At 71.9% G+C, this 19,323-nt stretch carries 15 protein-coding genes; 9 read left to right on the forward strand and 6 right to left on the reverse strand.

Annotation, left to right across the window (positions count from 1 at the left end; all coding sequences use genetic code 11):
• Nucleotides 1-97 precede the first annotated feature (97 nt).
• Complete coding sequence (locus ABIA38_RS30220; RefSeq protein WP_424642140.1) at nucleotides 98-1,276, forward strand: MFS transporter; 1,179 nt, start codon at nucleotides 98-100, stop codon at nucleotides 1,274-1,276.
• Nucleotides 1,277-1,366: 90 nt separating this feature from the next.
• Nucleotides 1,367-1,795 carry a universal stress protein gene (locus tag ABIA38_RS30225; protein WP_424642041.1) on the forward strand — a complete coding sequence of 143 codons (429 nt, stop codon included), beginning with the start codon at nucleotides 1,367-1,369 and terminating at the stop codon, nucleotides 1,793-1,795.
• A gap of 108 nt (nucleotides 1,796-1,903) precedes the next feature.
• Here ABIA38_RS30225 and ABIA38_RS30230 read toward each other — a convergent pair whose 3' ends face one another.
• Entirely contained in the window at nucleotides 1,904-2,782 is an 879-nt protein-coding gene (locus ABIA38_RS30230) for an alpha/beta fold hydrolase (RefSeq protein ID WP_424642042.1), read from the reverse strand.
• 482 nt (nucleotides 2,783-3,264) lie between these two features.
• On the reverse strand, nucleotides 3,265-4,845 hold the full coding sequence (locus ABIA38_RS30235) for a DEAD/DEAH box helicase (RefSeq protein ID WP_424642043.1): 1,581 nt from the start codon (nucleotides 4,843-4,845) through the stop codon (nucleotides 3,265-3,267).
• Between the two features lie 419 nt (nucleotides 4,846-5,264).
• Here ABIA38_RS30235 and ABIA38_RS30240 point away from each other — a divergent pair, with 419 nt between their 5' ends.
• Entirely contained in the window at nucleotides 5,265-5,945 is a 681-nt protein-coding gene (locus ABIA38_RS30240) for a ferritin-like fold-containing protein (protein ID WP_424642044.1), read from the forward strand.
• 100 nt (nucleotides 5,946-6,045) lie between these two features.
• Here the strand turns inward: ABIA38_RS30240 and ABIA38_RS30245 are convergent, their stop codons facing one another.
• The 3 genes from ABIA38_RS30245 to ABIA38_RS30255 all read right to left on the reverse strand — a co-directional run bounded on the left by ABIA38_RS30245 (nucleotide 6,046) and on the right by ABIA38_RS30255 (nucleotide 7,544).
• Nucleotides 6,046-6,276 carry a DUF3107 domain-containing protein gene (locus tag ABIA38_RS30245; RefSeq protein ID WP_424642045.1) on the reverse strand — a complete coding sequence of 77 codons (231 nt, stop codon included), beginning with the start codon at nucleotides 6,274-6,276 and terminating at the stop codon, nucleotides 6,046-6,048.
• Nucleotides 6,277-6,452: 176 nt separating this feature from the next.
• Nucleotides 6,453-7,091: a TetR/AcrR family transcriptional regulator gene (locus tag ABIA38_RS30250; RefSeq protein ID WP_424642046.1), complete on the reverse strand. Its 639-nt coding sequence runs from the start codon at nucleotides 7,089-7,091 to the stop codon at nucleotides 6,453-6,455.
• Nucleotides 7,092-7,298: 207 nt separating this feature from the next.
• Nucleotides 7,299-7,544: a hypothetical protein gene (locus tag ABIA38_RS30255; RefSeq protein WP_424642047.1), complete on the reverse strand. Its 246-nt coding sequence runs from the start codon at nucleotides 7,542-7,544 to the stop codon at nucleotides 7,299-7,301.
• Nucleotides 7,545-7,771: 227 nt separating this feature from the next.
• Here ABIA38_RS30255 and ABIA38_RS30260 point away from each other — a divergent pair, with 227 nt between their 5' ends.
• From ABIA38_RS30260 to moeZ, 3 genes are all read left to right on the forward strand, one after another.
• Nucleotides 7,772-8,713, forward strand: a complete 942-nt coding sequence (locus ABIA38_RS30260) for an alpha/beta fold hydrolase (protein ID WP_424642048.1) — start codon at nucleotides 7,772-7,774, stop codon at nucleotides 8,711-8,713.
• A gap of 10 nt (nucleotides 8,714-8,723) precedes the next feature.
• Nucleotides 8,724-10,568 carry a DUF3152 domain-containing protein gene (locus ABIA38_RS30265; RefSeq protein ID WP_424642049.1) on the forward strand — a complete coding sequence of 615 codons (1,845 nt, stop codon included), beginning with the start codon at nucleotides 8,724-8,726 and terminating at the stop codon, nucleotides 10,566-10,568.
• Nucleotides 10,569-10,724: 156 nt separating this feature from the next.
• Nucleotides 10,725-11,906 carry an adenylyltransferase/sulfurtransferase MoeZ gene (gene moeZ / locus ABIA38_RS30270; RefSeq protein ID WP_424642050.1) on the forward strand — a complete coding sequence of 394 codons (1,182 nt, stop codon included), beginning with the start codon at nucleotides 10,725-10,727 and terminating at the stop codon, nucleotides 11,904-11,906.
• 84 nt (nucleotides 11,907-11,990) lie between these two features.
• On the opposite strand, the gene ABIA38_RS30275 is transcribed toward moeZ, so the two are convergent.
• Nucleotides 11,991-14,333, reverse strand: coding sequence for a lysylphosphatidylglycerol synthase transmembrane domain-containing protein (locus ABIA38_RS30275; protein ID WP_424642051.1), 2,343 nt, complete (start codon nucleotides 14,331-14,333; stop codon nucleotides 11,991-11,993).
• A gap of 214 nt (nucleotides 14,334-14,547) precedes the next feature.
• Between ABIA38_RS30275 and ABIA38_RS30280 the strand changes: the two genes are divergently transcribed.
• The 3 genes from ABIA38_RS30280 to ABIA38_RS30290 all read left to right on the forward strand — a co-directional run bounded on the left by ABIA38_RS30280 (nucleotide 14,548) and on the right by ABIA38_RS30290 (nucleotide 19,255).
• The gene (locus ABIA38_RS30280) at nucleotides 14,548-14,892 is read left to right on the forward strand and encodes an MGMT family protein (protein WP_424642052.1); all 345 of its coding nucleotides are present in this window, start codon (nucleotides 14,548-14,550) and stop codon (nucleotides 14,890-14,892) included.
• Between the two features lie 255 nt (nucleotides 14,893-15,147).
• The gene (locus ABIA38_RS30285) at nucleotides 15,148-18,393 is read left to right on the forward strand and encodes an ATP-dependent helicase (RefSeq protein WP_424642053.1); all 3,246 of its coding nucleotides are present in this window, start codon (nucleotides 15,148-15,150) and stop codon (nucleotides 18,391-18,393) included.
• A gap of 142 nt (nucleotides 18,394-18,535) precedes the next feature.
• A complete protein-coding gene (locus ABIA38_RS30290; RefSeq protein ID WP_424642054.1) occupies nucleotides 18,536-19,255 on the forward strand; it encodes a hypothetical protein in 720 nt (239 codons plus the stop codon).
• Nucleotides 19,256-19,323: the final 68 nt, after the last annotated feature.

The raw sequence follows: 19,323 nt of genomic DNA on the forward strand, positions 1-19,323 counted from the left end.
GAGGTCTCGCATGCGGTCGCAATCCGACAGCGGGCCGACCCGGGGCGACACCCGAGCCGACCACGCCCCGCGGCAGGGCGGCATCCTCAAGCAACCGATGGCGGTGTGGGCCACCGCATTCGCGGCGGTGGTCGCCTTCATGGGCATCGGCCTGGTGGATCCGATCCTGCCCTCGATCGCCAAGGGCCTGGACGCCTCGCCGAGTCAGGTGTCGCTGCTGTTCACCAGCTACTTCCTGATCACCGCGGTGGCCATGCTGGTGACCGGCTTCGTCTCCAGCCGGATCGGCGGTCGGCGGACCCTGCTGCTCGGGCTCACCCTCGTGGTGGTCTTCGCGGCACTGGCCGGCACCTCCGACTCGGTCGGCGAACTGGTCGGGTTCCGGGCCGGGTGGGGGCTGGGCAACGCGCTGTTCGTGTCCACGTCGTTGGCCGTGATCGTCGGCGCGGCGAGCGGTGGTTCGGCCGCCGCGATCCTGCTCTACGAATCCGCGCTCGGGCTCGGCATGGCCTGCGGGCCGCTGCTCGGCGCGGTACTCGGCGACGCGAGTTGGCGCTACCCGTTCTACGGCACGGCCGCGCTGATGGCGATCGGCTTCGCGCTGATCGTCGGGCTGCTGAAGGAACAACCGCGACCGGAACGGAAGATCGGCCTGCTCGACCCGCTCAAGGCACTCGGGCACAAGGGCCTGGCGACCACCGCGGCCGGGGCGTTCTTCTACAACTACGGCTTCTTCACGGTGCTCGCGTTCACCCCGTTCGTGCTGGACATGAGCCCGTATCGGAGCGGAGCGGTGTTCTTCGCGTGGGGTGTGCTGCTCGCGGTGTCCTCGGTGTTGATCGCACCCCGCCTGCAGGCCCGATTCGGTTCCGCGCATGTGGCCGCGGTGAGCCTGCTGTTGTTCGCCGCCGACCTGGCGGTGCTCGCCTACGGCTCGAAGACGGTCATTGTGATCGGGGTCATCGTTTCGGGCGCCTTCATCGGTATCAATAACACCGTGTTCACCGAGCTGGCGCTCGAAGTCTCGGACTCGCCGCGACCCGTGGCGAGTGCGGGATACAACTTCGTCCGCTGGTTCGCCGCCGCCGCGGCGCCGTTCCTGGCGCCCAAGCTGGAGGAGCACTTCGACGTGCACGTGCCGTTCCTGGTCGCCGGCGCGGCCTGCGTGCTCGCCGCGGCCGTGCTCTACGGCGCGCGCCGCACGCTGGCCGCGGTCGACCACCGCGACACCACGCCGACGGCGCACCCGGTGCAGGTGGTCCCGGCGGCGGCGTGACTCGGCGGGGCGAGTACAAATGGTTGGACACCGGTAGGACCGTTGAGACCTGTGGAACCGGTGACACTCGTGGAAAAGGAAGTGCACGACATGTACGAGCGGATTCTGGTCGCGGTGGACTCCACGCCCGAGGCCGACGGCGTCCTGGCACACGCCGCTCGACTGGCCGTCGCCACCGGCGGCGCCATTCGGGTCCTGCATGTGCAGACCCTGGACGTGGTGGACGGCGGCGGCGTCGGCGGAGTGGTCGAGGACGAGACGGCCGATGCGGCGGTCAAGGTGGTCACGAGTGCGGTCGACACGCTCAAGGCGGCCGGCGTGACCAACGTCGAGGGCTGGACCGAGGAAACCGTCCGGGGCGACGTGCCCAACGCGGTCCTCGACCAGGCCCGCGCGTTCGGCGCCGACCTGCTGGTCCTGGGCGCCCGCCGACACGGCGGCGTGGCCAGCCTGTTCCTGGGCAGCGTCAGCGACACGGTCGCCCACCGCTCGGTGTGCCCGGTGTTGTTGGTGCCCTGACCCCGTCGCGTGGCGCGGAATGCCGCCGGCCCCGGACACCCTTCGTCGGGCGTCCGGGGCCGGCGGCGTCCGGTGCCGTGCCCGGCACCGGCGTCAGGCCCGCTCCGCCTACGCCCCCACCCGGGTCCAGAAGTCGGCCAACACGGTCGCCGTGGCCTCCGGGGATTCCACGTTGGGGGAGTGGAACGTGTCGGGGACGACCACGTGCGGGACGCCCAGGCGGGCGGCCATGTCGGCCTGCCAGGGCACCGGCCAGGCGTAGTCCTCGGTACCGGAGACCACCAGGGCGGGCAGCCCGGCGGCGACGAGCGCGGCGAGTTCGGCGACCCGGTCGGGTTCGGTACGCAGTTGTTCGGCCATCGCCGACAGGCTTGCCGGCGTGTTGCCCAGCCAGCGGGCGTGGACGAACGCGGCGATCGCCGGGTCGGTGGGGGGCCGCAGGCCGCCCTCCTGCTCGACCGCCTGCATCGCGTCCCACACCTCCTGGCCGGTGAGCACCGGGAGGACCTCCTCGAGCAGCAGCAGCCGGTCGATCTCGGGCGGGCAGATCGCCGCCGGCCCGGTGCTCATCAGGGTCAACGAGGCCAGCCGGGCCGGCGCGCGCAGCGCCACCGAGCGGCCGACCAGGCCCCCGAACGAGTGGCCCACCAGGTGGATCGGCGCATCGGGGGACACCGCGTCGGCGACCGCCAGCACGTCCGCGACGAGCGCGTCACGGGTGTAGCCGGCCGGGTCGGCGGGGCCCGCGCTCTCGTATTGTCCGCGCTGGTCCAGGGCCACGGTATGGAATCCGCGCCGGGCCAGCGGGTCGCCGAGCGCGATGAAGTCCTCTTTGCTGCCGGTGAACCCGGGCACCAACACGGCGGTGCCGACGACGCCCCCGGCGGCCGGCGGCGTGCCCTCCAGAACGGCGAATCCTCCGCGCCCGGTCGCCAGGCGACGGGAGCGGACGGTCCCGGGCAAGGTCAAAAAGCGTGGCGTACTCACACCTTCGAGCCTACTTACCCACAGGTACGCCAACGCCCTCCCGCCACGAGCCACCCACGTGATCACCCACACTCCGGCCCGCCGAGCTACCGGGCCCGCCCGGCCCTCGTCGGTGGCGACGTCACGGGCCTCGGCGTCTCCGCCGGGACAGCGAAACGGCCCCGGCGCGAGGCCCGGATGTGATCGCCCGTATTCCGGCCCGCCGACCGCTCAGCCCCGCCAAGCCCTCGTCGGCGGCGGCCCAGGCCGTGGCGTCTGTCGGGGAGGGGAAGGACCCCATCGAGGTGCCCACGTGATCATCCGCACTTCCGCCTGCCGAGTATTCGGGTCCGCCCGGCTCACGTCGGCGGGGGCACCCGGCCCGGCCGGCCCAGGCCCTGGTGCCCTTCCGGACAACGAAACGGCCCCCGGCGCGAGGCCCGGACGTGGTGGTCCGTGCTTCGCGCCGGAGGCCGTGCGTACCTCTGGCCGGCGGGTCCTGCTCAGCCCTCGTCGGTGGCGACCGTGCCGGCCTCGGCGCCCTCGGGGCGGCGGCGGGTGCGGCGGCGGCGACGCCGCGGTGCGCGGTCGCCGTCGGCGTCCGAATCCACGGCCGGGCCGTCGGCGGGCGCCGAGCCGGCGACCGCCGCGGGGACCGCGGTCGGCTCGACGAAGGTCGCGGTCGGCGCGACCGTGGCCACGCCCTCCCCGGCCTCGCCGTTGACCCGACGGCGGCGCCGCGAGCCCGGTGCCCGACGGCGACTGGGGTCGGCGGCGACCTCGGTGTCGGCCGCGGCCGGTCCCGATGCCGCCGGCCCCGAAGCGGCCGGGCCGCTGCGGCTGCGCCCGCCCGCGCTCTTGCGGCCCGAGCCGCCCCGGCTGTTCTTGCCGGTCTCGCCCAGGTCCTCGACGTCCTCCGCGCCCAGCCCCGCACGGGTACGGTCGGCGCGCGGCAGCACGCTGCCCACGGTGGTGGGGATGTCCAGGTCGGTGAACAGGTGCGGCGACGTGGAGTAGGTCTCGACGGGGTCGGCGAAGCCCAGGTCGAGCGCCTTGTTGATCAGGCTCCAGCGCGGGATGTCCTCCCAGTCGACCAGCGTCACCGCGGTACCCGAGGCGCCCGCGCGACCGGTCCGGCCGATCCGGTGCAGGTAGGTCTTCTCGTCGTCGGGGCACTGGTAGTTCACCACGTGGGTGACACCCTCGACATCGATCCCGCGCGCCGCGACGTCGGTGGCCACGAGCACGTCCACCTTGCCGTTGCGAAACGCCCGCAGCGCCTGCTCGCGCGCGCCCTGACCGAGGTCGCCGTGCACCGCCGCCGAGGCGAAGCCGCGCTCGGCCAGGCCCTGGGCCAGGTCGGCCGCGGTGCGCTTGGTCCGGCAGAACACCATGACCAGGCCGCGCCCGTTGGCCTGGAGCACCCGGGCCATCAGCTCGGGCTTGTCCAGCCCGTGCGCCCGGTAGACGCGCTGCTGGACCGACTTGACGGTGGCGCCCAGGTCGTCCGGCTCGGACGCGCGGATGTGTGTGGGACGGCTCATGTAGCGGCGGGCCAGGGTGATGATCTGGCCCGGCATGGTGGCCGAGAACAACATCGTCTGGCGACGCGCGGGCAGCCGCTCGACGATCTTCTCCACGTCGGGCAGGAAGCCCAGGTCGAGCATCTCGTCGGCCTCGTCCAGGACCAGCATCTTGACCTCGGACAGGTTCACATGCCCCTGGCCGACCAGGTCGAGCAGCCGACCGGGGGTGCCCACCACGACGTCGACACCCTTCTTGAGGGTGTCGATCTGCGGCTCGTAGGCCCGACCGCCGTAGACGGCCAGCACCCGCACGTTGCGCAGCTTGCCCGCGGCCTGGAGGTCGTTGGTGACCTGCACGCACAGCTCGCGGGTGGGAACCACGACCAGGGCCTGCGGAGTGCGGCCGGCAACGGTGCCGGCGGGCGCGCGGCCGGCCTCGATGTCGGCCGCCACCACGATCCGCTGCAACAGCGGGATGCCGAAGCCGAGGGTCTTGCCGGTGCCGGTCTTGGCCTGGCCGATCACGTCGTTGCCGGACAGGGCGACCGGGAGGGTCATCTCCTGGACGGGAAAAGCCTCGACGATGCCGAGGGCTTCGAGTGCCTCGGCGGTTTCCGAAAGTACTCCGAGTTCACGAAAAGTTGTCAGGGGTCCAGCCTCTTCTGTGTGTTGGGGGCCGTCCTTACCGAAAGCGGGTCGAGACCGTGGCGCCCACCGAAATTGCGGGGCGCGGCACGGGACCTCTCGCCTTCGGGCGGCCACCCGAGCGGGTCGGTCGGAGCCAGTCGTCCTCCGACCGGGCATCCGCGTTCACTACCACCATACCCGGCGGCGTGCGGCCGGTGGGGTGATGCTCATTACTGCTTGTCCGGAGATGGGCGAGTCCGCCCGGACGTGATGCCACCGTGACCGAGGCGCGCTCACTACGCTGCGTACTTGTGCACACTGGGGCGGCGGCAGGGAGCGAAGGGGTGGACATGAGCGAGGGTACGCAGCCGACGGGGGAGATGCGGGTCGCCGTGATCGAGTTGCTCGGCGTCCTCGCGTACGGCGAGATCACCGCCTTCGAGCGGCTCGCCGAGGATGCCAAGATGGCGCCGACCGTGGACGACAAGGCCGCGCTCGGCGCGATGGCGGTGGCCGAGTTCCACCATTACACGCTGCTGCGCGACCGGATCGCTGCGCTCGGCGCGGACCCGGCCGAGGCGATGGACCCGTTCGTCGTGCCGCTGGACCAGTTCCATGTGCACACCGCGCCCGCCGACTGGCTGGAGGGTCTGGTCAAGGCGTATGTCGGGGACGGCATCGCGGCCGACTTCTATCGTGAGGTGGCCGCGCACCTGGACGAGGTCAGTCGCGATCTGATCGTCGAGGTACAGCGCGACACCGGGCACTCGGCCTTCGTGGTGGGCGCGGTGCGCTCCGCGATCGAGCGCGACCCCAAGGTGGCGGGCCGGCTCGCGCTGTGGGGCCGGCGGCTGATGGGCGAGGCGCTCAGCCAGGCGCAGCGGGTCGCCGCCGAGCGGGACGCGCTGTCCACGATGCTGATCGGCGGCGGCGCCGGTCCCGGTTTCGACCTGGCCGAGATCGGCCGGATGTTCAACCGGATCACCGAGGCGCACCAGGGCCGGATGGCCGCCCTCGGGCTGGCGTCCTGACCCGTCGACGCCACTCGGGCAGCACGTCCCGGAAAGGGCCGAAGGCGGGTGGATCCGGAATCGGATCCACCCGCCTTCGGACGCGGACTGTCGCGCGGACTCAGGCGGTCGCGCCGAAGCCGACCTTGCGGGCCGACGACTCGCCGATCTCGACGTAGGCGAGCCGGTCGGCCGGCACGATCACCCGGCGGCCCTTCTCGTCCGTCAGGGACAGCAGCGCAGACGCGCCGGACAGTGCGTCGGCGATGGCCCGCTCGACGTCCTCCGGGTTGTCCGTGCTCTCCAGCACCAGCTCCCGCCCGGCGTGCTGTACGCCGATCTTGATCTCCACGGCTGTCCCTCCGGCCTTGAAATTCTGGAGATCGGCGCCGCGACAACCGCGGGCCGTACCTACCCCAGCAGGCTAGTCGAGAGCCGGGGTCACCGAATGCCATGACGGGTACGCCGAACGCGAACGCCGGACGGGAACAAGATCGCCGGCGCGGCCGTATGCGCAGGTCGGCGCGGTCAGTGCGGCGGGTCGTCCTTGCGCGGGAAGCGGGAGATGCCGCGCCAGGACAACGACGAGACGAGCAGCGAGGCGGTGTCGCGCGGGATGGTCGCGCCGCGCGCGATCCAGTAGCGCGCGGTCACCTGCGCCATGCCGGTCAGGCCGATGGCGAGCAACATCGACTCCTCCTGGCCCAGGCCGGTGTCCTCGGCGATGATCTTGCTGACCGCCTCGGCGCACATCTCGCTGACCCGCTCCACCCGTTCGCGCACGGCGCTCTCGTTGGTCAGGTCGGACTCGAAGACCAGCCGGAACGCGCCGCCGTCGTCGTCGACGAAGGCGAAATAGGCGTCGACCGTGGCGGCCACCCGCAGCTTGTTGTCGTGCGTGGACTCCAGCGCCCGCCGCACCGCCGCGAACAGCGCCTCGCAGTGCTGGTCGAGCAGCGCCAGGTAAAGCTCCAACTTGCCGGGGAAGTGCTGGTAGAGCACGGGCTTGCTGACGCCGGCGCATTCGGCGATGTCGTCCATCGCGGCGGCGTGGTAGCCCTGCTTGACGAAGACTTCCTGGGCGGCGCCGAGGAGTTGCGTCCTGCGCGCGAGCCGGGGCAGCCGGGTACCGCGAGGACGGGGATCCGCATCCTGGATGGCTGTCACGGGGCTCCTCAAGGTGTCGCTCAACGTGTCGCGGGCGCCGGATGATTCGGTGATCCGGCGGGTCTCTCCACCACGTCATCCTACTTTCGGGTAACCCAGGGCGTAAGTTTCGTGGCGCAACGAAACAGGATCCCGCGCCCTCGGCGAACCCCACAAGGGGGCGCGCGAGGCGCGTGGGACCCCTGCGTGAGCCCTGTGCGGGGGCGGTCAGCGGTAGTCGTCGTCGCCGGCGCGCCCGACTCCTCGGCGCTGCTCGCCGGCGTCCGCCGGGTCCACCTCGTCGGGCACCTGCGCCCACTCGTCGTCCTCGTCCCCGTCGTCCGGCGCCACCGCGGTGTGCTGCTCGACCGCGTCGGTGACCGGGATCTCGGGGTCGTTCGCGGTATCGTCGTCCACTCGGGCGTCACCGACCGTGACGTCTTCGAACTCGGAGGTATCGTCGTTTCGGTACATACGGCCTCCCTGCCCGCGCGGTCCGCCGTCATGCGACGGGCCCGCAAGTCCATGGTCCGCCTCGGATCCGTTGCCGAACATTCGGGATCGATGTCGAAACGTGATGTGCGCAGCGTTTAGAGTGACGTCATGAAACAGGGCATAAGAGTCGAGACCGCCCGACCGAGCGAGTTCGGCCGAGGCATCCGCCCTTCCGTCTCAGTGATCATCTCGTAATATTGCCCACCGTGACGATCCTCAGCCCCGCCGGCGACCCCGACACCACGCCTTGGCCTGCGCGTACGGTCGAAGTCGCCACCGGCAGCGAGATCGTGGTGCGCCGCGACGCGCTCGGCGATCCCGACCTGCCGCCCGCGATGATGATCCACGGCCTCGGCGGCTCCTCGTTGAACTGGACGGAACTGGCCGCGGAACTGCGGTCGGATCTTTCCGTGGAGCTGATCGACCTCCCCGGCTTCGGACACTCGCCGCCGCCGCACGGCGGCGACTACTCGATCTCCGCGCACTGTCGCGCGGTCGAGGGGGCGATCCTGTCGTTGCGCAAGGGCCCGGTGCATGTGTTCGGCAACTCGATGGGCGGCACGGTGGCCACTCGGCTGGCCGCTCGGCGACCGGATCTGGTGCGCACGCTGACCCTGATCTCGCCCGCGCTGCCGGATCTGCGGGTGCGGCCCTCGGTGTTGCCGACGGCGCTGCTCGGGGTGCCCGGCGTGGGCCGCGCGCTGCTGCGGCTCAGTCGCAACATGACGCCCGAGGCCCGCACCCGGATGTCGATCGCGACGATGTACGGCGACCCGCGCTCGGTCGGCGACAAGGCCTTCGCGGACGCCGCCGCCGAATATCGGCGCCGGCTCGAACTGCCGTACATGATGGACGCGTTCTCGCACTCGACCCGGTCGGTGATCGGGGCCTACCTGGAGCGCGGCGAGCGAGCCCTCTGGCGGCAGGCGGCCGAGGTGCGGGCGTCGACGCTGCTCGTCTACGGCCGCCGGGACAAGCTGGTCGACCCGCGCATGGCCAAACGCGCGACCGAGACCTTCCGGGATGCCCGCCTGATCATGGTCCCCGAGTCCGGGCATGTGGCCATGCTCGAACACCCCCGCGTGGTGGCCCGGGGTTTCCGCGAACTTCTCGACGGGGCCCTATCGCCGTCGAACGTGGTGGGGTGAACGCAGACTCATGGGACGTCACTCGGGCGTGCAGACGAGCGTGCAGTACGGCGGCGAACCGCTGCCGGACGACGGGCTCTCCGGCGGCTACGCGGCGGTGCCGCAGCAGGCCGGCTACGGACAGCTCCAGCAGGACGGCTACGGCGGCGATTGGGCCGCCGGCGGGGCCGACCCGTCGTATAGCACCGGGTACGTCGACCAGGACACCGGCCAACACGGCTATTCCGCGGACCCGGGCTACGGCTACGGCTACGCCGAACCGCAGCAGCACACCGGGAGCTACGGCTGGGAGCACCCGGCGCCCGCCGCCGACTCGGGCACGTGGGCGGCGACCGGGACCATGCCCGGCGAGCCCGCGCACTGGGACGACCCGCTGGAGCCGTACGGCGCGCAACCCGCGACGGGCGGCTACCCGGCGAACACCTTCGGCGTGGACGGCTTCGGCACCGACACCTTCGCCGCGTCGGGCTTCGGCGGCGCGGGCTCGTTCGACACCGGGACGTTCGGCGTGGCCGGCTCGACCGGCGGCTACGCGGCGGTCGGCTACGCGAACGACCTCTACGCGGCGGACGGCTACCCGAGCGGGATGCATGCGGTGGTCGAGGCGCCCGTTGCGCCGAGCTACGACACCACCACGTTCGAGCCGCAGAGCTTCGTCGGCTACGGCTACGACACGTCGGGCGCCTACCCGGTCGTGGCGCCGGTCGAGGACCCGCTGGCGGACGCGCTGTACGAACTGCCCAAGGAGCCCGCGCACGCGGCCGGGGCCGGGCAGTATCCGATGGAGGCCGAGCCGTGGGCCGCCTCGGCGCCCGAGCTCGCACCGGAAGAGTTGTCCTTCGCCGCCGAACCGGTGGACGACTACGCCGAGTTGGCGGCCCGCGAGGAGTCCGAGCCGGAGCCCGGCTTCGAGCCGGACGCCGGCGGCGTCCCGCCCAAGGGGCGGGCACAGACCCGCCGGGCGAACCGGCCCGCGCCGCGCAAGGGCAGGCGCACGCTGGTCGCGGCGGGCGGTGTGGTGGTCACCGGCGCGGTGCTCGCCGGCGCGGTCGTCTTGCAGATGCCCGACGAGGGCTCGTCCACCCAGGCGGCCGGCGACGACCAGGCCGCGCCGGGGGACGGCACCCGACCCACCGACAAGGCCCCGTCGCGCTCCACCGACCGGGACCCGTTGCAGCAGGGCGGCGCCTCCTCGCTGCCGCTGCCCACACCACAGTCGCCGACCACCACCGACCAGCTGACGGTGCGTTTCCCGCTGGATCCGAAGTTGGGGCTGAGCGGCAAGTTCGACACCGTGCCGGGCAAGGAGGCCGCGCCCGGTGGTGGGCGTAAGTACACCTACGCGGTCCAGATCGAGGAGGGACTCCAACTCGACGGCGAGTTGTTCGCGACGACCGTGCAGAAGACGCTGAACGACAAGCGCAGTTGGGCGAGCGGCGGGTTGACGTTCGAGCGCACCGACGCGCCGAACGCGAACTTCGTGGTGCGCCTGTCCAGCCCCGAGACGGTGCACAAGGCGTGTGGCCCGATCGTCGGCGACACCCGCACGGACAATGTCTCGTGCGACGCCTACGGAACCCCGTACGTGATGATCAACGCGTGGCGCTGGGCGCAGGGTTCGACCGCCTACGGGGACGACATCGTCGGCTACCGGCAGATGTTGATCAACCACGAGGTCGGCCACCGGCTCGGGCACAACCACGAATACGCGTGTGGTGCGGGCGGCATCGGGGCCGATCTGGCGCCGGTGATGATGCAGCAGACCAAGACCCGGGTGGCGCGGGACGGCGCGATGGCGGGCCAGACCTGCGAGGCCAACCCGTGGCCGTACCCGTCGGGCAAGCCCGGCAGGTAGTTCGAAGCAACCGCGCCGGGCCCGGTCGAAGGGGCCCGGCGGCGTTGCCGTGCGCATGTCTCACGGACCGGACCCGGTGCCCGGGAATCGGGACGTGCGTGGCACTGTTGCGGTAGGAAAAGAGCCGAGATAGACAGTCCGACCATCGGAGTTTCCGTGTCGCAGCTACCACCTCTGGTCGAGCCGGCCACCGAGCTGACCGTCGACGAGGTTCGTCGTTACTCGCGCCACCTGATCATCCCCGACGTCGGGATGGACGGGCAGAAGCGGCTGAAGAACGCCAAGGTGCTCTGTGTGGGCGCCGGTGGCCTGGGGTCGCCGGCGCTGATGTACCTCGCCGCGGCGGGGGTCGGCACGCTCGGCATCGTCGAGTTCGACACCGTCGACGAGTCCAACCTGCAGCGTCAGATCATCCACGGGCAGAGCGACATCGGGCGGTCCAAGGCGGAGTCCGCGCGCGACTCGGTCAAGGAGATCAACCCCTACACGAACGTGGTCCTGCACGAGGAGCGGCTCGAGGCCGACAACGTGCTGGACATCTTCGGGCAGTACGACCTGATCGTGGACGGCACGGACAACTTCGCCACCCGCTACCTGGTCAACGACGCGTGCGTGCTGCTGAACAAGCCGTACGTGTGGGGTTCGATCTACCGCTTCGACGGTCAGGCGAGCGTGTTCTGGTCCGAGCACGGGCCGTGCTACCGCTGCCTCTACCCGGAGCCCCCGCCGCCCGGGATGGTCCCCTCGTGCGCCGAGGGCGGCGTGCTCGGCGTGTTGTGCGCGTCGATCGGGTCGATCCAGGTCAACGAGGCGATCAAGCTGCTCATGGGCATCGGTGAGCCGCTGGTCGGCCGGCTGATGATCTACGACGCGCTGGAGATGACGTACCGCACGGTCAAGGTCCGCAAGGACCCGGAGTGCGCGGTCTGCGGGAAGAACCCGACGGTCACCGAGCTGATCGACTACGAGGCGTTCTGCGGCGTGGTGTCCGAGGAGGCCCAGGAGGCCGCGCTCGGCTCCACGATCACCCCCCGTCAGCTCAAGGAATGGCTGGACGCGGGCGAGAACATCGACCTGATCGACGTTCGTGAGCCGGGCGAGTACGAGATCGTCAAGATCCCGGGTTCGCGGCTGATCCCCAAGAACGAGTTCCTGATGGGCCGGGCCCTGGAGGACCTGCCGCAGGACAGGCGGATCGTGCTCAACTGCAAGACCGGCGTGCGCTCGGCCGAGGTGTTGGCCGTGCTCAAGGCGGCGGGCTTCAAGGACTCCGTGCATCTCGGTGGCGGCGTGATCGGTTGGGTCAACCAGATCGAGCCGGAGAAGCCGGTCTATTAGCCGGCCGGGCTTTCGGGCCTCCGCGAGTTCCCGCAACGCCGGGCGAGCCGATTTCGGTCCGTCCGGCGTTTTGCGTACCCGGGCTCAGATCGCCTGTTTGCGTTGCAGGTGGGTGAAGGCCAGCCAGCCGGGCAGGACCGGGAGCCAGAAGGTCAGGAAGCGGTAGAGCAGGACGGCGGCCGTCGCGGTCTCGAACGGGAGCCGGGCGGTGCTGGTCAGGCCCGCGATCAGGGCCGCCTCCACCGCGCCGATGCCGCCCGGGGTGGGCGCCGCCGAGCCGATCGCGTTGCCGGCCAGGAAGACCACCGCGATCGCGGCGAAGTTGGCCGAGCCGCCGAAGGCCCGCACGCTGGCGTCCAGGCACAGGATGAAGGACAGCGTGAGCAACACCGTGCCGCCCAGCCCGGCGGCCAGCTTCTTCGGGGTCTGGAGCACGTCGAGCAGCCGCGGCACGATGCCGGAGAAGAGCTGGCGCAGCTGTTTGACGATCCAGCGGCGCAGCGGCGGTACGGCGGTCACCAGGAGCGTGATCAGGGCCAGGATCAGCAGACCTGCGATCACCGCGCCCGACGGGGCGAAGGACGGCGTCTCGGCGGTGCCCGCGATGTAGCCGAAGAACGCCAACAGGCCGACGTGGAAGACCAGTCCGCCCAGCTGGGACACCCCGACGCTGGCCGCGGCCAGCGTCGGTGGGATGCCCGCCTTCTGTAGGTAGCGGGTGTTCAGCGCGACGCCGCTGACCGCCGGCGGTGCGACCAACTTCACGAACGAACCGGCGAGTTGCACCATGCTGGTGCGAAACAGCGACAGCCGTTCCGGGACGAAGCCGAGCAGCATCAGCGCGGCGCACACGTAGCTGAGCGACGCGGCCAGCAGGCCGATCGCCGCCCAACCCCAGTTGGCGCTGCTGAAGATCTCGCCCAGGTTGACGTGGCTGAGCTGGGACAGCAGGAAGTAGCCGGCGAACGCGCTGGCCAGCACGGTGACCAGGGTGCGGGCCCGGATCCGCTCCAACCGCACCGGCTCGACCTCGGCCTGCGGGCGCAGTTCGAGGATCTGTTCGCGGATCCGGGACAGCAGGTTCTTGTCCCGGCGCAACACCGCGCGGGTGCTCCGGCTGAGCGCGACCTTTTGCAGGAGGGGCAGGCACGCGGCGACGGTGTCCGCGCCGAGCACCTCGGCGGCGGTGTGCACCGCGCGTTCCTCGCCCACCCGCAGGGCCACCGTGGTCAGCAGTTGTGCGGTGTCGATCCGCAGCGCCAGGTCGCCGGAGGCGATCTCGCCCGCCCGCAGGTCCACCAGCCACGGTTCGCCGTTGCCGTCCACCAGGACGCTCTCCGCGACCAGGCGCCGATGGGTGAGCCGGTGTGCCTGGAGCAGGCCGAGCAGTTCCCACAGCCGGGCCAGCAGTTCGTCGGTGATCTCCTCGTCGTCCAGCGTGTCCAGGGTGCGACCGGGCACGTGCGCGTAGGCGAGCAGCGAGGCGTCCGGGCCCACCTCGGTGGTGGCCACCAGGCGCGGCGCCCGCACCCCCGCGTCGGCGCACGCGTACGCCATCAGCGACTCCTGCTCCAGCGCCCGTCGGGTGGACAACACGGTGCGCCGCTGGGTGACCCCGCGCAGCACCAGGAGGCGGTAGAAGCGGTAGATCGCGCCGGAGGCCTGCTGGTCGCGGTCGAGCACGGTCACGTCGAGGACCCGCTCGTCGGCCAGCCGGACCGCGTAGCGGCGGGTCTCCTCGGGGCCGTCGTCGGTACGTACGCAGGACAGCGCGACCAGGCCGAACCGGCGCAGCGCGGCGACCACCGACTCGGCCGGGGGACGGGTGTTGGGCAGGCCGACCGCGTACAACGTCGCGTAGGCGATGGTGCGGCCGAACAGCACGCTGGTGAGCAGCGCGACCGGCGTGGTGTAGCCGCCGACCAGCACGGTCGCCGCGTTCAGCAGGAGCAGTGTCCACACCACGAGTTGCCAGCGTGGCCTGCGGACCAGGCCGACCGCGGTGACGTAGGCGACGATCGGCGCGAGGTAGCCGTGCACCGGATCGGTCCGGCCGATCTGCGGGATCGGCAGCGGCCGGGTCAGCGCGTCGCGCAGCGCCTCGGGGCCCGGGCCGGTGATCCACCAGTCCAGGCCGAGCGAGGCCAGATAGGTCACCGCGGCGGCGATCACGCCGTCGGCGACCCGCAACCCGTCCCGGCTGACCAGGCGTTCGATGCCGTACGCCACCGGCACCACGAGCACCGCGACGGCGAACACCCCGCCGGAGAGGTTGAGCAACAGGTGCGGCGTGCTGTTCTGGGCGCCGCGGACGATGTCCGACTCGAGGCCGGAGGTGGTCTGGCGGGCGATGCTGGCCAGGAAGAAGACCACGCCGAGCGCGAGTACGCCGAGCAGGACCCGGATCAAATCGGACGATCGGTGCACCCGCAGTGGTTGTGAGGGCTCGACTACGAGGGCGCGCCCGTTCCCGGGGGCCCCCGCCGCGATCGTTCCGTCATGCTCTCGAATCACCCGTCACCACCGCGTCGATGGTGCCACGACCCGCGCCCGCGATTGCGCCCGGCCGCGCCGAAGTGCGGCCGAACGGGGTTCGTCGGTGCTGCGACGCGCTGTCCGAGGACTCTGCCACCATGTGCGGATGAGTGACCCCAACCCCTTCGCCGAGCGGGTGCTCGACCTGGTCGAGCGCATTCCCCCCGGGCGGGTGATGGCCTACGGCGACATCGCCGAGGCCCTGCAGGAAGGCGGCCCCCGGCAGGTCGGCCGGGTGATGGCGCTGTTCGGCGGCGGGGTGCCGTGGTGGCGCGTGGTGCGCGCGGACGGCTCGTTGCCGGACAGCCACGCGGTCCGGGCTCCGGCGCACTATCGGGCCGAGGGCACCCCGCTGCGCTCGGGCGGCGAGCGGGTGGACATGGGCTCGGCGCGCTGGATCCCGGACCCCGACGAGGTGCCGGGCGGCGACGAGCCGCCGCCGACGCCCTGACCGGGCGCGGCCCGGCGGGTCGTCGTGGTCGGGTTCGGGGCGCCCCGGAGTGCGGCGTGCCGCCGGGGCGATGGTCGCGGGTGTGATCTGATGGGCATCGGCCGCGCCCTGCCGACCGGGGCGCGGCCGACCCACCAGGATCCGCGGGACCGGACCCGGGCGGCGACTCGGCCGGGCACCCGGCCCCGCTCCGGCTCGGCGCGCGGTCCGGGCAGACGCAGGATTCGACGGCGACCCGAAGGCTTCCCCGACCAGATGACCACCCCGACTCCGGCCTACCGGCTGCGGCGTACCCCGGTGGCGCCGCCCGCGCCGGTGATCCCCGACGACTATCAGCGTGCCGTCGTCGAGCACCGCGGCGGGCCGCTCCTGGTGCTCGCCGGTCCCGGTACGGGCAAGACCACCGTCCTGGTGGAGGCGGTCGCGGCCCGGGTGGCGCGCGGGATCCGGCCCGAGGAGATCCTGGTCCTGACCTTCGGCCGCAAGGCGGCGGGCGAACTGCGCGACCGGTTGACCGCACGCCTGCGCGCCGCCGGCGCCCGCACCGCGGCGGTGCCGACCGCGACCACGTTCCACTCGTTCTGCTACGCGCTGGTACGCGAGCACCAGCCCGCCGAGTTGTTCAGCTATCCGCTGCGCCTGCTGACCGGTCCCGAGCAGGACGTGTTCGTGCGCGAGCTGCTCGCGGGCGGGGTCGAGGAGGGCAGCTTGACCTGGCCCGCCGAACTGCGCGCGGCGGTGGGCACCCGGGGCTTCGCCGACGAGGTGCGCGCGGTGATCGCGCGCAGCCGCGAACTCGGCCTGGACCCGGACGCGTTGGCCCGGTTCGCCAAGGACACCGGGCGGCGCGACTGGGGCGCGGCGGCCGACTTCCTGGCCGAATACCTGGACGTGATCGACGCGCAGGGTGTGGTGGACTACGCCGAACTGGTGCACCGCGCCGTGTTGTTGGCCGAGCAGCCGGAGATCGCCCAGATCCTGCGCGGGCGCTACCGGGCGGTGTTCGTCGACGAGTACCAGGACACCGATCCGGCGCAGGTGCGGCTGCTCGCGGCGCTGGCCGGGGACGGCCGGGAGCTGATCGCGGTGGGTGATCCGGACCAGTCCATCTACGCGTTCCGCGGCGCCGACGTGAACGGCATCCTCGACTTCCCGCACCGTTTTCCGCGCGCCGACGGCACGCCCGCCGACATCGTGGTGTTGCGCACCTCGCGCCGGGCCCCGGCCGGACTGCTGGCCGCGTCGCGGGTGGTCACCCGACGCATGCCGCTGAGCCGGTTGCCCGGGGACCGGGTGCGCGCGCACCGCGAGTTGATCCCGTCGGTGGCCGGCGCCGAGGATCCCAGCCGGGTCGAGGTCTACACGTACCCCACGCCCGGCGCCGAACTGGACAACACCGCCGACATCCTGCGCCGCGCGCACCTGGAGGACGGCGTGCCGTGGGGGCGGATGGCGGTGCTCGTGCGGTCCGGGGCACGCTCGATACCGGGCCTGCGGCGGGCCCTTTCGGCGGCCGGGGTGCCGCTGGAGATCGCCGGCGACGAGTTGCCGATCGCGGCCGAGCAGGCGGTGTCGCCGCTGCTGACCGCGCTGCACGTGGCGGCCGATCCGGGCGTGCTCGACGCGGAGACCGCGCGCGCGTTGTTGCAGTCCCCGCTGGGCGGTCTGGACGCAGGTGATCTGCGGCTGCTCGGGCGGGCGTTGCGGGCCGAGGAGCGGGCCGCCGCCGGCGCGTCGGTGACCAGTACCCGACCGTCGGCCGAGCTGATCCGGGACGCGCTGGCCGAGCCGGGGCAGTTGGTCGGGATAGCGCAGCGGGTCGGCGGCGGGGCATTGCGCCTGGGCCTGCTGATCGGCAAGGCGCGCGGGGTGCTCGCGGGCGGCGGGAGTACCGAGGACGCGCTGTGGGAGCTGTGGCAGGGCACCCCGTGGCCCGGCCGACTCGAGCGCGCGGTGTTGCGCGGCGGCACCGCCGGACGCAACGCGGACCGCGATCTGGACGCGGTGGTGGCCCTGTTCGAGGTGGCCGCCCGGGCCGAGGAGCGGGCCGGGCATCGCGGCGCGCTCAACTTCCTGGCCGAGCTCAAGGCCCAGCAGATTCCCGGCGACCGGCTCGACGAGAGCGCGCTGCGCGGCGAGTCGGTGCGGCTGTTGACCGCGCACCGGGCCAAGGGCCTGCAGTGGCGCCTGGTCGTGGTGCACGGCGTGCAGGAGGGCCTGTGGCCGGACCTGCGCCGGCGCGGCTCGCTCCTGGAGGCGGACCGGATCGGCTCGGACGGCCTGGCCGAACCGCTGTCCCCGGGCGCGTTGCTCGCCGAGGAGCGGCGGTTGTTCTACGTCGCGATCACCCGGGCGCAGGAGCGGCTCGTGGTGACCGCGGTCGACTCCAGCTACGACGACGGCGATCAGCCCTCGCGGTTCCTGGAGGAGCTGGGCGTGCCGCCGGTGGAGGTCAAGGAACGGCCCAGGCGTCCGCTGTCCACCTCCGCGCTGGTCGCCGAGCTGCGGTCGGCGGCGGTGGATCCGCTGGCCCCGGCGGTGGTGCGCCGGGCCGCCGCCCGCCGGCTGGCCGCGCTCGCCGATCTGCGCGACGACGAGGGCCAGTTGCTGGTCCCGGCCGCGCATCCGGACCGGTGGTGGGGGCTGGTCGAGCCGACCGATCCCGGGGTGCCGATCCGTGATCCGGGCGGTGCGGTCCGGCTGTCCGGCAGCTCGGTGGCCAAGGTCCGCGACTGCGCGCTGAGCTGGTTCCTGGGCAGCGAGGTGCACGCGGACTCGCCGCGCTCGGCGGCGCTCGGCTTCGGCAACGTCGTACACGCGCTCGCCGACGAGGTGGGCACCGGCGCCACCGCGGCCGAGCTGCCGGTGTTGATGGACCGGCTGGATCGGGTCTGGGACGCGCTGGCGTTCGACGCGCCGTGGCAGTCCGAGCAGCAGAAGGACGAGGCTCGGACCGCACTGGAGCGGTTCCTGTCCTGGCATACGCACGAGCGGCACCGGGTGGTCGCGGCGACCGAACACGACTTCGAGGTCGAGCTGACCGCCGGGGAGTATCGGGTGTCGATCCGGGGCTCGATGGACCGGGTCGAGCGCGGCGCGGACGGCCTGGCGTACGTGGTCGACTTCAAGACCGGCCGCAAACCGCCGACCCGCAACGAGATCGAGGGCCATCCGCAGCTCGCGGTCTACCAGGTCGCGGTCGCCAACGGCGCGCTCGACGAGTTGCCCGACTTCGCGGCCGGCCGACCCGGATCCGGCGGCGCCGAGCTGATCCAGCTGCGCTCACCGGACCGGGCCGACACCGGGCAGCCCCTGGTGCTGGCCCAGGACCCGCCGCTGCCCGACCCCGACGGCGGGACGTGGGTGGGCGGCCTGCTGGCCGACGTGGCGGGCCGGATCATCGGCGAACGTTTCACCCCCACCACCGGCTCGCACTGCGACCGCTGCGACTTCCGCAGATGTTGCAGTGCGCGCCCGGAGGGTCGGATGACGGTCGACTGATCGGGCCTGCGCACTGCCATGCCGATCGGGGCGGTGGTACCGATCCGGGTGAAAGCGGTCAATTTGGGGCGGCGAATAAATCGTTTTTTGCCATCGCCATACTCGTTCACGACCAACTCCCCAGTCCCTATCAAGGAGTTTCGTGCGCATCCCACGCATGGCCGTGATCGTCCCCGTCGTTGCCCTCGCCCTGGCCGGGCTGACCGCCTGTGCCGGCGGCTCGGAGGCGAAGTCCAATGCCGGCACCGACGCCAAGACGTTGGCCGACGAGGCGCAGCGGCTGATCAAGTCCGTCGACGACTACAAGATGGTCGGCGGTGGGCAGGACGAGGAGACCCGGATCGACTGGGACCTGTGCATCCGCAACGGCACGGACGTGCAGGGCACGATGACCATCGACGGCAATCGGGCCGAGATCATCGTGATCGGCAAGGACGAGTACCTGAAGGCCGACGTGCCCTTCTGGAAGATGTCGATGACCGGGAGCGTCCCGCCCGCCGTCATCGACCGGGCCGCGGCCACGGTGGCCGGCAAGTTCGTGAAGAGCCCGGCGGACGAGGAAGAGGGCGGCCTGGCAAGCATGGCAGCCCTCTTCGACGGCGACACCAGCGGCGTGACCAAGGGCGACGCGGTCAAGATCGACGGCGTGAAGGTGATCCCGCTCAGCAAGAAGGACGAGGAGGGTGAGACCACCACCCTCTACGTGAAGGAGAAGGGCAAGCCCTTCCCGTTCATGATCAAGTCGGAGGGCAAGGGCAAGGCGACGATGAAGTTCAGCAAGGGCAAGACGAAGTGTGAGCCGAAGGCGCCTGCCGAGTCGTTCAGCAAGGACGACCTGAAGAAGCAGTTCAAGGACGCCTGACCGGCGACCGCACCGCCCGGCCCTGGGCCGCCCGGCCCCGCACCGCGACCGTCCCTGTCGCCGTGCGG

This window comes from Embleya sp. AB8, assembly GCF_049739465.1.
In the GTDB taxonomy this organism is placed as follows: domain Bacteria; phylum Actinomycetota; class Actinomycetes; order Streptomycetales; family Streptomycetaceae; genus Embleya.

Coding starts and splice junctions, on each gene's coding strand:
- ABIA38_RS30220 (WP_424642140.1), top strand. CDS start 98: ATGGCGGTGTGGGCCACCGCATTCGCGGCGGTGGTCGCCTTCATGGGC.
- ABIA38_RS30225 (WP_424642041.1), top strand. CDS start 1,367: ATGTACGAGCGGATTCTGGTCGCGGTGGACTCCACGCCCGAGGCCGAC.
- ABIA38_RS30235 (WP_424642043.1), bottom strand. CDS start 4,845: ATGACCCTCCCGGTCGCCCTGTCCGGCAACGACGTGATCGGCCAGGCC.
- ABIA38_RS30240 (WP_424642044.1), top strand. CDS start 5,265: ATGAGCGAGGGTACGCAGCCGACGGGGGAGATGCGGGTCGCCGTGATC.
- ABIA38_RS30255 (WP_424642047.1), bottom strand. CDS start 7,544: ATGTACCGAAACGACGATACCTCCGAGTTCGAAGACGTCACGGTCGGT.
- ABIA38_RS30265 (WP_424642049.1), top strand. CDS start 8,724: ATGGGACGTCACTCGGGCGTGCAGACGAGCGTGCAGTACGGCGGCGAA.
- ABIA38_RS30280 (WP_424642052.1), top strand. CDS start 14,548: ATGAGTGACCCCAACCCCTTCGCCGAGCGGGTGCTCGACCTGGTCGAG.
- ABIA38_RS30285 (WP_424642053.1), top strand. CDS start 15,148: ATGACCACCCCGACTCCGGCCTACCGGCTGCGGCGTACCCCGGTGGCG.